We start from the raw sequence: 12,726 nt of genomic DNA, 5'->3' as shown, positions 1-12,726 counted from the left end.
GAACTAGGTTTATGCAAACAAGTAATGAAAAAGTGGATAATTTACAGCGTGATCTTAAACGTTATGCAGAGGTCTCTCTGTCATCGTTTGATAACCTCAAGCTCGTCTTTGCATTAGTCTCATCAAGCAGTGCTACAAACAAAATTCAGGAGCAAGAGGAACGGCCGCTAGCTTATGAAGCCAGCCCTTTTGGCCCAAGTGAACAGACACAATCAAACCTTGATGAAACCAATGAGTTAAATCAGCCTATCTATTGTATAAAGTGGCTTGGGCATTGGATCCATTGTGGGAACACTGCAAGTTATGCTGCAAAAGTGCAGGTATTAGACGCCTCAGAGCAGAGTACAGAGATAGACCGTATAGAGAAAAGTCGTTTAAGGGAGATAGATGTCCCTGTGCTTACGCTGCAGCAGATTGAATTTATCTGTATGGATCATGCCCACTTTGATCACTGCTAGGCTCGATTAAACTTTCTCAATCTTCAGTATTTTTATACCTATATGCGATAGAGTTACGCCATCAGACTGCATGAGATGATGGAATGACCCGTACAAATCGTAAGAGAATCGTTTATGCAATAAGCTCAAGTTTCTTCATGTTTATTGTGTGGATGATATATACAGCAAATACTGGGGGTCATAGCATTCTCTTTGAGCTGGTTGGCGCAATACCTTACGGTGATAAATTAGGTCATATCTTGCTATTTGGTTTACTTACTCTATGCGCGAACTTCACGTTAAACTTTGCCACAATCAAGCTATCTTTACGCTCATTTGAGCCAAGACTCTATAAAGGCAGTTTGCTAGTCATTGTATTTGTGCTTCTAGAGGAGGGGACTCAATACTATATTCCTACTCGAACCTTTGATATTTATGATATTTTAGCCGATGGGCTCGGCATTGGCATGTTTACGTTTATTAGCTATTTGTGCCACAAAAGGTGCTCAGCTCCTAGTACCACATAATCGTTTTCTATGCTGCGCAGTGCGCTAAGCGCTGAATCAATAGCCCTGACTCAATAGCCTAGGCTCAATAGCAGTGGGCATCCATTATCTTATCGCAGCTGAATAATCTTGCTTTGACCATAGGGTAACAAGGGAGCCACAGCTCCCCTTAGCGTTAATCTATTGATTTTTACCTATCAGGTGTAGTGGTGCAGCATTGGTTAGATAAGCTTCGTCGACCTGATCGAGCTTGTTGTAGCGGATCAGTTCACGGATGCCATCGATATATGCTTGTCCGCGTTCAGAATATTTATCTAAGGTACCTGCGAGGATAGGACCTGTTATCGCCTCATTGTTATCTCGTAACTCTTCGCGAAGTAAACGCAGTTTCTGGTAAGCATTATTGGTATTAAGGTTAAGCATATAACCTTCAACTGACGCTAATGGTGTATCAAATCGTGCCAAGCCATAATTGCCTAACTCTTTTCGTTGCTGCTTAGGGATCATGCCGTTGCCGCTAAAGTCCCACTGACCAAAGAATGCATTGCCCTCTAAAGTAAACCTTGATGTTGCCCAGCCGCTCTCTTCTGCTGCTTGAGCTAATACTAGCGATGGGGGCACGATATCGACTCTTTGTAGTAATGAGGCTCTATCACCCTCAGTTAACGGGGTATTTACGTCAGTTACTACTTTATATTTTTGGGCTAATTTAATCAGTGCAGTGGATGTCAGAGCCGCTGATTTTATCTGTTGTCGTTCGAGTAAAATATTTTCGTTGGAGACTAAGATGAGTGGCGCCATTAAACGAAAGAAAACCATTTTCTTTTGCTGTACAGGAATTTGATGTGACGTCTGTTGCCAGCTTTCACTGACCCCTTCGAAGGTCAGCCTTGGCACCTCACGGTTTCCCTCTAACCAGCTTTGGGTGTTGTAATTAAGGGAGTCAAATAGTGCAATAAGATCGTCCAGTGAGCTGAGGACGACATCTTTTGCTGGGATCGAAGGAATATCTTTAGCCAGTTTAGGGTGGTTACTGTTAGCTGACTCTAAAGCGTCACTCTGACTATCTTGTTGAACGCTTAATTTACCCGTTGAATCGTTAGTTTCTTGACTGTCTATATTACTGTTTAGGTTATCAAGCCCCCAATACAGTGACGTTGAAACTAGAATGACCGCGAGGATTAATTTCCCTATATTGCTATCCATTATTACTCCTTGATCCTCTTTAAATGGTGAGGAGATAAAAATAAGCTGTGCAGTGTACAGTCGACTCACTGAATAGAAGCTGAATTTTATAACCTAGCAGCATTGGGCAAAATTCATAGACATTTTTTGGTGCGCTGTATGGAGAGGTAACAGGCACAAAAAAACCGCCAATAGGCGGTTTTAGTTTTAAACGAATCGTTTAAATAGGCTTAAAGCTTAGCGGCTGCCTTGAGTGCTTCAGCTTTATCAGTGCGCTCCCATGGGAACTCTTCACGTCCGAAGTGGCCATATGCTGCAGTCGCTTTGTAGATAGGACGAGCCAGATCTAGCATTTCAGTTAAGCCATACGGGCGAAGGTCAAAGTGCTCACGTACAAGAGCAATCAATAGCTCCTCTGCAACTTTTGCTGTACCGAAAGTTTCTACGCTAATTGAAGTTGGCTCTGCAACACCGATGGCGTAAGACACTTGAATTTCACAGCGCTCAGCAAGGCCTGCTGCCACTATGTTCTTAGCGACGTAACGTGCTGCATAAGCCGCACTACGGTCAACTTTTGATGGGTCTTTACCTGAGAAAGCACCACCACCGTGACGAGCCATTCCGCCGTAGGTATCAACGATGATCTTACGACCAGTCAGACCACAATCGCCTACTGGGCCACCGATAACAAAACGGCCAGTTGGGTTAATGAAGTATTTAGTCTCTTTTGATAACCATTTAGCCGGCAGTACAGGCTTAATAATGGTTTCCATTACACCTTCAATAAGGTCTGCTTGGCTTACGCTGTCACAATGCTGAGTTGAAAGCACTACAGCGTCGATACCTGCGATGCTACCATCGTTGTTATAAGCAAATGTTACCTGGCTCTTAGCATCTGGGCGTAACCAAGGCAGTGTCTTGTCTTTACGTACTTCAGATTGACGCTTAACTAGCTTGTGCGAGTATGTGATTGGCGCAGGCATAAGTACGTCGGTTTCGTTGTTGGCATAACCAAACATTAGACCTTGGTCACCAGCGCCTTGCTCTTTAGGGTCGGCGCGATCAACACCTTGGTTGATGTCTGGAGACTGTTTACCAATAACATTTAAAATTGCGCAAGAGTCGGCATCAAAGCCCATATCTGAATTGATATAGCCAATTTCACGTACGGTCTTACGAGTGATCTCTTCGATATCAACCCAAGCTGAAGTCGTAACTTCACCACCAACCATGACCATACCGGTCTTTACATAGGTTTCACAGGCAACACGAGCTTTAGGATCTTGCTCTAGAATTGCGTCTAATACCGCATCAGAAATCTGATCGGCGATTTTATCTGGATGACCTTCTGAAACTGATTCAGAAGTAAACAAGTGCTTTGCCATGGTGGGAAGTCTCATCGTTGAACAATTTGAATGTGTAGAAGTATCTACATCTAGACGTCTATATTAATTCAAAAAAAGCGATTGATCACCCCTGTTCGTTAAAAAATCACTCATATTGTGACATCGAAGATACAAAACTGCCGTGCTTTTAAGTTATTACCCTCTAGTTATCAGTTGCATAGCTAAAGATTATTTACTTTATTGAAATAAGGTAAATATTTGTCATATAGCAGCAATTGAGAAAACTGTGTTTTCATATGGTGGTTTTTCCCCTATTCCTTATAGGGAAATATCGTGATTTGGTGAATTATCGTTTGCGTCCATGGGTTATGTGGGCGAAAATATGGCTCCAAAATTTGCAGTAGGGCATCGAACAAGTTTTAAGTGCTTATTTAATGGCGCTCGATGTCTTAGACCTCAAAACAAGCAGGAGAGAGCATGTCATCTCGTAAAGAACTCGCTAACGCAATCCGTGCATTAACCATGGATGCCGTTCAAAAAGCCAATTCTGGTCACCCAGGTGCACCTATGGGGATGGCAGATATCGCTGAAGTGCTTTGGAATGACTTCCTTAAGCACAACCCAAATAACCCAGAGTGGGTTGATCGTGACCGTTTCATCTTATCAAACGGCCACGGCTCTATGCTTATCTACTCTTTGCTTCACCTGACAGGTTATGCACTTCCAATTGAAGAGCTTCAAAACTTCCGTCAGCTACATTCAAAAACACCGGGTCACCCTGAGTATGGTTACACGCCAGGTGTTGAAACGACGACTGGCCCACTAGGCGCTGGTATCAGTAATGCTGTGGGTATGGCGATTGCTGAGAAGACATTGGCCGCACAATTTAACCAACCTGGCCACGATATTGTTGACCACTTCACTTACTGCTTCCTTGGCGATGGTTGTTTGATGGAAGGTATCTCTCATGAAGCCTGTTCACTTGCTGGCACTTTAGGTCTTGGTAAGTTAGTGGCGTTCTGGGATGACAACGGTATCTCTATTGATGGACACGTCGAAGGCTGGTTCACCGATGACACGCCTAAGCGTTTCGAATCTTATGGCTGGCATGTCATTGCTGACGTTGATGGTCATGATAGCGCTGCAATTCGTGCTGCTATTGAAGAAGCTAAGTCAGTAACAGACAAGCCAACGATGATCTGTTGTAAGACAACGATTGGTTTTGGTTCGCCTAACAAGTCTGGTAGCCATGATTGTCACGGTGCACCACTCGGTGATGCTGAAATTGCAGCTGCACGTGAGTTCCTTGGTTGGGATCACGCTGCATTTGAAATTCCAGAAAACGTTTACGCGGGTTGGGATGCTAAAGATTCAGGTGCTGCAAGTGAAGCAAGCTGGAACGACAAGTTTGCTGCATATGAAGCTGCATTCCCTGAACTTGCTGCTGAATATAAGCGCCGTGTTATCACTGGCGATCTTCCTGCTGACTTTGAAGAAAAAGCACAAGCTTTCATTCAAGAGTGCCAAGATAAGGCTGAAGGTATTGCGAGTCGTAAAGCCTCACAAAACGCAATCGGCGCATTTGGTGCTATCTTACCTGAAATGCTAGGTGGCTCGGCAGATTTAGCTGGTTCTAACCTGACACTATGGTCTGGTTCTAAAGGTATTCAAGACGATCCTGCTGGTAACTACATCTACTACGGTGTACGTGAATTCGGTATGAGCGGTATCATGAATGGTGCATCACTTCACGGTGGTTTCATCAACTATGGTGCAACGTTCATGATGTTCATGGAATACGCGCGTAATGCTGTACGTATGTCTGCATTGATGGGTATCCAAAACGTCTGGGTTTATACCCATGACTCAATTGGTCAAGGTGAAGATGGTCCAACTCACCAGCCAGTAGAGCAACTTGCTAACCTGCGTATGACTCCAAACATGAACGTATGGCGTCCATGTGATGCAGCTGAAACTGCTGTATCTTGGAAGAATGCTATTGAGCGTCGTGATGCTCCAACATCGCTAATCTTCAGCCGTCAAGGTTTGAAAGCACAGGCACGTACTGCTGAGCAGTTGGCTAATGTGGCGAAAGGTGGCTATGTACTAAGTGATTGTGCTGGTACTCCTGAGTTGATTCTTATCGCGACAGGTTCTGAGGTTCAGCTTGCACTTGATTCTGCTGCTGCACTTACTGAACAAGGTAAGCAGGTGCGTGTAGTATCTATGCCTTCAACCAATGAGTTTGATAAGCAAGACGGCGCTTATAAAGAGTCTGTATTGCCAAGCTCTGTGACAAAGCGTGTAGCAATTGAAGCGGCTCACGTCGATTTCTGGCACAAGTATGTTGGATTTGGCGGCGCTGTTGTCGGTATGACAACCTTCGGTGAGTCAGCACCTGGTGGCGACTTGATGAAGCACTTCGGCTTCACCGTTGAGAATGTTGTTGCTGTTGCAAACGAGCTAGCTTAATCGCCTCTCAAAGTAACAGCCCCCTAGGTGATTGCTTAGGGTGATGATTTAACGGCTTACCTTTATCAGTGCATATTGCATTGTTCATTATAAGGTAGGCCGTTGTTACATCAAAAACTAGAGTAAAACAGTGCATTAATGTGTTTAGATACTGTGCTGGCTAGGTCTTTTATCCTGTTTCATTGAATAGCTATACTTGCTTCTGTGCTGGTTATGGGTATCGCAGTGAACCATGATAAGTGACACTTTTTCTTGATAACAAGCTTGATGTTAGAAGTAATAACGCCCGTTATGAGCTTAGCTATTCCATCAGCTTTCAAGGTTCTTAGCTTTTTTATAGGATGATAATCGCGAAATGATCAGAGTTGCAATTAATGGTTATGGCCGCATAGGCCGCTCAATTCTTCGTGCTGTTTATGAATCGGGCAAGCGAGATCAGATTCAGATTGTAGCAATCAATGAATTAGCAAAGCCTGAAGCAATTCTTCATCTTACCAAATATGACACCACACATGGTCGCTTTCAGCCCTCGGTAGAATTGAGTGTTGAGGGCAATAGTATGTGTATCGGTGATGATTCCGTTCAGCTATTACATGAAAGCGATGCTACGTGCCTACCTTGGGCTGAGCTTGATATAGATATTGTTTATGAGGCAACTGGCGTACTGTCAGATAGGATAAGTTGTGAAGCTCATATTCATGCAGGTGCTAAACAGGTTCTAATTAGCCATCCTTCATCGAGTGATGTTGATGCGACGGTTGTTTATGGTGTTAACCATGAACAGTTAAAAGCTGAACACACTGTGGTTTCAAATGCCTCATGTACCACAAACTGTATTGTTCCTGTCATAGAAGTATTAGATAAGTACTTTAAAGTAAAAAGTGGCGCAATCACCACGATTCATTCAGCGATGAATGATCAGCAAGTGATTGATGCCTACCATGATGATCTACGTCGTACTCGCGCAGCTGGTCAATCTATTATTCCTGTCGATACTAAGCTTGCTCGAGGAATAGAGCGAATCTTGCCGCAGATGAAAGATAAGTTTGAAGCTATCTCAGTACGCGTGCCGACGATTAATGTCACCGCCATAGATGTCTCAGTGACGCTTGAATCTCGTGTTGATATTAAGCTGGTCAATCAAGTATTACGTGATTCCGCTAAGGGGCTGTATAAAGGAATTTTGGGCTACACTAACGAGCCATTAGTCTCTTGTGATTTTAATCACGACCCTCGTTCGAGCATTGTAGACGGTACTCAAACCCGTGTAAGTGATGGGCATTTAGTTAAGTTACTATTGTGGTGTGATAACGAATGGGGTTTCGCTAACCGTATGCTCGATACCAGTTTAGAGATGATAAAAGCTAAAAGCTAAAAGCTAAAAGCTAAAGGATAAGCCGATGATTGCTCCTGCATAATCGGCATTTCCGCCATCCATGGCGGTCAGATGACGCTGTGTCAGCTGTGCAGGTAAGAGTTGCTGAGACGGTGCTTCGCTGTAAGAGCTAAGACGACGCTTCGTTTATAGGGCAAAGCTCGTCGAATAGGCATCGCCGTCCGCGGAGCGATAGACCGCAGGTTGTCGTCTTGGCTGTGCAACCGGCTGTGTTAACAGGGCAAAGCCCGTTGAATAGGCATAGCCGCCCGCGGAGCGATAGGCCACAGGCTGGCGTCTTGGCCGTACAAAAATTTATTTTGCCCGCTTGGTGTTTTGTCCCAGCGGTCAGACTGACAAGTTTTGATTTTGTAATTTTTATTTTTAACTTTAAAGGAAACGAAAATGGCGATTATTAATATGTCAGCGTTGGATCTACAGAGTAAGCGTGTACTTATTCGTGAAGATCTAAACGTACCTGTGAGTGAAGGTGTTGTGACGAGCGATGCACGTCTTCGTGCTGCACTGCCTACTATCAAGCTTGCGCTTGAGAAAGGGGCTGCGGTAATGGTGATGTCTCACCTTGGTCGTCCAACAGAGGGCGAATATAACCCAGAGTTTTCTCTGCAGCCAGTTGTTGACTACTTGACCAAAGCGCTCGATTGCCCAGTGCGCTTAGCTAAAGACTACCTTGATGGTGTCGAAGCTAATGTCGGTGAAGTGGTCGTGTTTGAAAATGTTCGCTTTAATGTTGGTGAGAAGAAAAACGATGAAGCGCTAGCTAAGAAACTCGCTGCGCTTTGTGATGTGTATGTAATGGATGCCTTCGGTACTGCTCACCGTGATCAAGCGTCTACCCATGGTGTCGGCTTGCATGCACCAATTGCTTGTGCAGGTCCTTTACTTGCGGGTGAGTTAGAAGCCCTCGGTAAGGCGATGGATAATCCTGCACGTCCATTGGTTGCTATCGTAGGTGGCTCGAAAGTTTCGACTAAGCTTACTGTATTAGAAAGCTTATCGGGTATTGTCGATCAACTGGTTGTTGGCGGCGGTATTGCGAATACCTTTATTGCAGCGGCTGGCCATGAAGTGGGTAAGTCTCTTTATGAAGCAGACCTTATCGACGAAGCTAAGCGTTTGGTTGCCAATGCGCAAAGCCGTGGTGGCGATATCCCAGTGCCGACTGATGTGGTTGTTGCGAGTGAGTTTAGCCCAACGGCTGCCGCAACACTTAAAGCTGTGAGCGCAGTGATTAGCGACGATATGATCTTCGATATCGGTCCTGATAGTAGTGAAGCTTTGGCTGAAATCTTGAAAAATGCGGGCACCATTGTTTGGAATGGTCCAGTCGGTGTTTTCGAGTTCGATCAGTTTGGTGAAGGCACTAAGCGTATCGCAGCAGCTATTGCCGAGTCTAAGGCGTTCTCTATTGCTGGCGGTGGTGACACTTTAGCTGCAGTAGATAAATACGGGATAGCGGACAAGGTTTCATACATCTCAACCGGTGGCGGTGCATTCCTTGAGTTCCTAGAAGGTAAAGAGCTACCTGCAGTCGCAATGCTTGAATCTCGCGGCAAGTAAAGCATTAGAGTAGTCGTTAACAGTAATAGCGGTAAACAACCGCTGTTAATAAAAAAAATAGTAACGGCTGCTAAAAAGTGTTCCAAAAATTTAAAAAGAAACCGTGTTGAGACTTAGCTTAAAACTGAGTCTCAACATATAAAAATCAGTCCATAAGATAGTGACCTCGGTGGATTTGTTGACTTAATCAGTTAGCTTCTCCCCCTATTGTTGGAGTAAAAAATGGCTTTAATTTCCCTACGACAAATGCTTGATCATGCAGCAGAACATGACTACGGCGTTCCAGCTTTTAACGTGAATAACCTTGAGCAGATGCGTGCAATTATGCAAGCTGCTGAAGCAACAGATAGCCCTGTGATTGTGCAGGCATCTGCTGGTGCACGTAAGTATGCTCGTCCTCAGTTCCTTAAATATCTAATGGCTGCTGCTCTTGAGCAGTACCCAGATATCCCTGTATGTATCCATCAAGATCATGGTACCGATCCAGATATCTGCCAGCGTTCTATTCAGCTTGGTATGTCTTCGGTAATGATGGATGGTTCTTTGATGGCTGACGGTAAAACGCCAGCATCATATGATTACAACGTGGATGTTACACGTAAGACAGTCGCTTTCGCTCACGCGTGTGGTGTGTCTGTAGAAGGTGAAATCGGCTGTTTAGGTAGCTTAGAAACGGGTGAAGCTGGTGAAGAGGATGGTATTGGTGCTGCGGGTATCCTGACTATGGATCAGATGCTAACAACACCAGAAGAAGCGGCGCGTTTTGTTTCTGATACCCATGTCGATGCGTTAGCTATCGCTATCGGTACAAGCCACGGTGCTTACAAGTTTAGCCGTAAGCCTACCGGTGATGTTCTACGTATTGATCGTATTAAAGAGATCCATGCGCGTATTCCAAACACTCACTTAGTGATGCATGGTTCATCATCTGTGCCGCAAGAGTGGCTAAAAGTGATAAACGAGTACGGCGGTGAAATGCCAGAGACTTATGGTGTTCCTTTAGAGGAGATCGTTGAAGGTATTAAGCACGGTGTACGTAAGGTTAACATCGATACAGATCTACGCCTTGCATCAACGGGTGCAGTACGTAAGTTCTTAGCTGAAAACCCAAGTGAATTTGATCCACGTAAATTCCTTAAAGCGTCAATGGAAGCTATGGCTGATATCTGTACTACCCGTTATGAAGCTTTTGGTTGTGCAGGTATGGGCTCTAAGATTAAGCCTAAGTCATTACAGGCTATGTATAAAGCCTATCAGTCTGGTGAGCTTGATCCTCAAGTTAACTAATAGACGCTAATGTGCTTGTTAAAAATGCCCGCTGATTGCGGGCATTTTTGTTTCTGATGCTTTCTGACTATCACTGTAGGTTTATCTACTGGATTTAGAATATATGGCTGTGTTAGCCGTTTTTAGTGTATTTAACAGATGATTTTAATCTGTATCAAGGTTTTCAATTCTGTTTTCACAGTGTTAATATTGCGCCGATTTTAAGGGATATGATCTTTCGGAGTAGTAAAAAATGAAAAAAATGCTGATAGCCTCTGCTATTTTAATGGTGGCACCTTTTGCTGCTCAAGCCGGTGCAGACTTTGTTGAAGGCGATAAGATCTTTGGTGGTGATGCCGAGCTAGGTGCAACACTGACGACAGGTAATACTGAGACGACATCTATCAAAGGTCGTCTTGATATGAAGCATGAACTAGGTAATTGGGAAAACCAATATCTTTTAGAAGCTTTATATAAAGAAGATACCGGTGAAGTTACAGGGAAACGTTATTACGGCCTAATTCAGGCTGATTATAAATTCAATGACGTTAGCTATATGTTTTTCAATGCTAATCATGAGATAGACCCGTTCACCGGCTTTGACTCAAAATCGACAGTTTCTTCTGGTTACGGTCATAAATTTGTCGATACTGGCAAGACTTTGTTTAATGTCGAAATTGGTCCTGGTTATCAGTATAAGCGTCTAGATAATGAAAGTGCTGAGACTGCAGGCTACGATACTGAAGATAGCTGGGTAGTTCATGGCGTGGCTAATTTTGAAACTGAGATCACTGACAGTTCAAAGTTTAAACAGATGTTTGTTGCCGATTACGGCGATTCATTAGAGGGACGTTCTGAAACCTCTATCACGGCAAACATCATTGGTGCATTAGCGATGAAATTTGCGGTAATCGTTCGTTATAACAGTGCGCCACTCGATGATAAGAAGAGCACTGATACTGAAACCAATATGACCTTGCTTTACTCTTTCTAGTCAGCTCAATATCTGTGAAAAGAGCGCCAGTATGGCGCTTTTTGTTTGCCTAAAATTTAATGTCTTCTCAGCAGGTTATTAACTATTTAGGTACATACCTTTCAAGTTGTATCTATCTTTTTCTACATGAATCAAATGCTTGTGTGCGCCCTGTCACGATTCATTATAATACTGATACGGGCGCTATTGTGATCACAGACGAGTTTGCTAAGAATAGATACAATGGTTGGCCGCTATGATAGGTAAGAGTATAATAAGTATGCAAATTGGTTGCTGTTGGTTCGATATTAATCAATCAACACTATCAAATCAGTCGAACGACACCAGCTGGAAAATGGCTAAGGTGGAATTTGCTGTACTCGAACTATTAGTACGATTTAGAGATCAGGTATTATCTAAAGATCAACTGCTGCAACAGATCCCTCAAGAAGATAGAACAGAAGCTAAATTACAGGAAGCGATAAAGAGAATTCGCTTCTTTATGGGCGAGCAGTCAGCGCTGTTGTTAGAGGCCATTGATGATCAAGGCTTTATTTTACATACTCGAATGAAACAGTCAGCGAGGCGAACCCTCTCAGGCCCCTTCGCGAGTATGACCAAGCAGAAGTATAGGTTGTTAATCGCTCAGCTTATATTGCTTATTATCTTCATTCATTCCATTTTTGAGCCGTCAGAATCAATCAAACCTGTGAATGAACATAAGATCATCACCTCATCAGGAATTGTATCTTATTACCCTGTGTCTAATGCTGGGGAGTCCACTGTAGAGCTCGAGGAGCTATCAAAATTCTTCATGCAGCAGATTGAGACTTGTGAGCATGTACTTTGGGATGATGTGTTCGTGTCACTTACCCATAACCAGAGAGTGATAAGCATAGTATTGAGAAGAGATAATCAAGGTAAGACAGAAGTGCAGAATGTTAAAGGTGTTTCAGCCGATGGACGTAAAAGCTATATCGATCAGGCTTGGCTGAAAAGGAGTGGCATCTGTGCCTAGTGACTCACCGGTAAAAACTTCTACTTTCAATACTTTGCCAATACTGCTTTGCATATTCACCGCGGTTATATTGATCTCAGGCTTTCACTATTATCAATTAAGTGAAGATGGGATAAACATGGTGTGTGAAGGCAATTCATATGGGGAAGATACCAACGATGATTTGGATTTACGGCTCTCACTTAAAACAAAAAATAAGCTAGTCTCGTTAAATTATCAGTTTTTTCGTCAAGAAAAACTCCTTGGTAAGATCACCTTTAGAGGGGCGCTAGACACGCTTGATGTTGCGACAATGACCTATAGGTGGATGATTGATGAGGGGGATTTCCAACTTAGCTTTGGCCAAAAAGCAATGCCAACTCATATGGCGTCAATCATAGAAGTGGCAAAGCAGGCTTTAGAGCAAGCAAAGGTTGCTAGCCTAGATATGCATATTATAGATATGGACAGTGCTAAAGGTTATGCCGTTGTCCAGTTTAATCCTGGTAATGGCATCTGGATCTGCAATCTCGATTAGCAAGAGGCGCCTGTAAAGCCCTTGGTATTTCAGCGTTAGCTCTCTGCAGA

General features: G+C 43.6%; 11 protein-coding genes. 9 read left to right on the top strand and 2 right to left on the bottom strand.

Features of this window, described 5'->3' with window-relative positions; all coding sequences use genetic code 11:
• Nucleotides 1-11: 11 nt before the first annotated feature.
• Together BM736_RS21790 and BM736_RS21785 are read left to right on the top strand one after the other, a co-directional pair.
• On the top strand, nucleotides 12-458 hold the full coding sequence (locus BM736_RS21790) for a hypothetical protein (protein ID WP_076416185.1): 447 nt from the start codon (nucleotides 12-14) through the stop codon (nucleotides 456-458).
• Between the two features lie 83 nt (nucleotides 459-541).
• Nucleotides 542-964 (top strand): VanZ family protein, encoded by a 423-nt coding sequence (locus tag BM736_RS21785; protein WP_076416183.1) that lies wholly within the window; start codon nucleotides 542-544, stop codon nucleotides 962-964.
• Nucleotides 965-1,123: 159 nt separating this feature from the next.
• On the opposite strand, the gene BM736_RS21780 is transcribed toward BM736_RS21785, so the two are convergent.
• Together BM736_RS21780 and metK are read right to left on the bottom strand one after the other, a co-directional pair.
• Nucleotides 1,124-2,149, bottom strand: coding sequence for a glucosaminidase domain-containing protein (locus BM736_RS21780; RefSeq protein WP_076416180.1), 1,026 nt, complete (start codon nucleotides 2,147-2,149; stop codon nucleotides 1,124-1,126).
• Between the two features lie 209 nt (nucleotides 2,150-2,358).
• Nucleotides 2,359-3,513: a methionine adenosyltransferase gene (metK, locus tag BM736_RS21775; RefSeq protein ID WP_076416177.1), complete on the bottom strand. Its 1,155-nt coding sequence runs from the start codon at nucleotides 3,511-3,513 to the stop codon at nucleotides 2,359-2,361.
• 438 nt (nucleotides 3,514-3,951) lie between these two features.
• Here metK and tkt point away from each other — a divergent pair, with 438 nt between their 5' ends.
• The 7 genes from tkt to BM736_RS21740 all read left to right on the top strand — a co-directional run bounded on the left by tkt (nucleotide 3,952) and on the right by BM736_RS21740 (nucleotide 12,676).
• Nucleotides 3,952-5,946, top strand: coding sequence for a transketolase (gene tkt / locus BM736_RS21770; protein ID WP_076416175.1), 1,995 nt, complete (start codon nucleotides 3,952-3,954; stop codon nucleotides 5,944-5,946).
• 355 nt (nucleotides 5,947-6,301) lie between these two features.
• Nucleotides 6,302-7,321 (top strand): erythrose-4-phosphate dehydrogenase, encoded by a 1,020-nt coding sequence (gene epd, locus BM736_RS21765; RefSeq protein ID WP_076416172.1) that lies wholly within the window; start codon nucleotides 6,302-6,304, stop codon nucleotides 7,319-7,321.
• Nucleotides 7,322-7,726: 405 nt separating this feature from the next.
• On the top strand, nucleotides 7,727-8,902 hold the full coding sequence (locus BM736_RS21760; RefSeq protein ID WP_076416169.1) for a phosphoglycerate kinase: 1,176 nt from the start codon (nucleotides 7,727-7,729) through the stop codon (nucleotides 8,900-8,902).
• 222 nt (nucleotides 8,903-9,124) lie between these two features.
• Nucleotides 9,125-10,189, top strand: coding sequence for a class II fructose-bisphosphate aldolase (fba, locus tag BM736_RS21755; protein ID WP_076416166.1), 1,065 nt, complete (start codon nucleotides 9,125-9,127; stop codon nucleotides 10,187-10,189).
• 232 nt (nucleotides 10,190-10,421) lie between these two features.
• A complete protein-coding gene (locus tag BM736_RS21750; protein WP_076416164.1) occupies nucleotides 10,422-11,162 on the top strand; it encodes a YdiY family protein in 741 nt (246 codons plus the stop codon).
• A 259-nt stretch (nucleotides 11,163-11,421) separates the two neighbouring features.
• Nucleotides 11,422-12,159 carry a helix-turn-helix domain-containing protein gene (locus BM736_RS21745; RefSeq protein ID WP_076416161.1) on the top strand — a complete coding sequence of 246 codons (738 nt, stop codon included), beginning with the start codon at nucleotides 11,422-11,424 and terminating at the stop codon, nucleotides 12,157-12,159.
• On the top strand, nucleotides 12,152-12,676 hold the full coding sequence (locus tag BM736_RS21740; protein ID WP_076416159.1) for a hypothetical protein: 525 nt from the start codon (nucleotides 12,152-12,154) through the stop codon (nucleotides 12,674-12,676). Before BM736_RS21745 ends, BM736_RS21740 begins: the two co-directional genes overlap by 8 nt.
• Nucleotides 12,677-12,726: the final 50 nt, after the last annotated feature.

Origin of the sequence: Shewanella sp. UCD-KL12 (assembly GCF_001957125.1) — a bacterium.
GTDB lineage: Bacteria > Pseudomonadota > Gammaproteobacteria > Enterobacterales > Shewanellaceae > Shewanella.
This window is presented reverse-complemented; position numbering and strand designations above follow the sequence as displayed.

Excerpts from the sequence above, each read along its gene's own strand:
- BM736_RS21790 (WP_076416185.1), top strand. The coding sequence starts at position 12 with ATGCAAACAAGTAATGAAAAAGTGGATAATTTACAGCGTGATCTTAAA.
- BM736_RS21785 (WP_076416183.1), top strand. The coding sequence starts at position 542 with ATGACCCGTACAAATCGTAAGAGAATCGTTTATGCAATAAGCTCAAGT.
- BM736_RS21780 (WP_076416180.1), bottom strand. The coding sequence starts at position 2,149 with ATGGATAGCAATATAGGGAAATTAATCCTCGCGGTCATTCTAGTTTCA.
- metK (WP_076416177.1), bottom strand. The coding sequence starts at position 3,513 with ATGGCAAAGCACTTGTTTACTTCTGAATCAGTTTCAGAAGGTCATCCA.
- tkt (WP_076416175.1), top strand. The coding sequence starts at position 3,952 with ATGTCATCTCGTAAAGAACTCGCTAACGCAATCCGTGCATTAACCATG.
- epd (WP_076416172.1), top strand. The coding sequence starts at position 6,302 with ATGATCAGAGTTGCAATTAATGGTTATGGCCGCATAGGCCGCTCAATT.
- BM736_RS21760 (WP_076416169.1), top strand. The coding sequence starts at position 7,727 with ATGGCGATTATTAATATGTCAGCGTTGGATCTACAGAGTAAGCGTGTA.
- fba (WP_076416166.1), top strand. The coding sequence starts at position 9,125 with ATGGCTTTAATTTCCCTACGACAAATGCTTGATCATGCAGCAGAACAT.
- BM736_RS21750 (WP_076416164.1), top strand. The coding sequence starts at position 10,422 with ATGAAAAAAATGCTGATAGCCTCTGCTATTTTAATGGTGGCACCTTTT.
- BM736_RS21745 (WP_076416161.1), top strand. The coding sequence starts at position 11,422 with ATGCAAATTGGTTGCTGTTGGTTCGATATTAATCAATCAACACTATCA.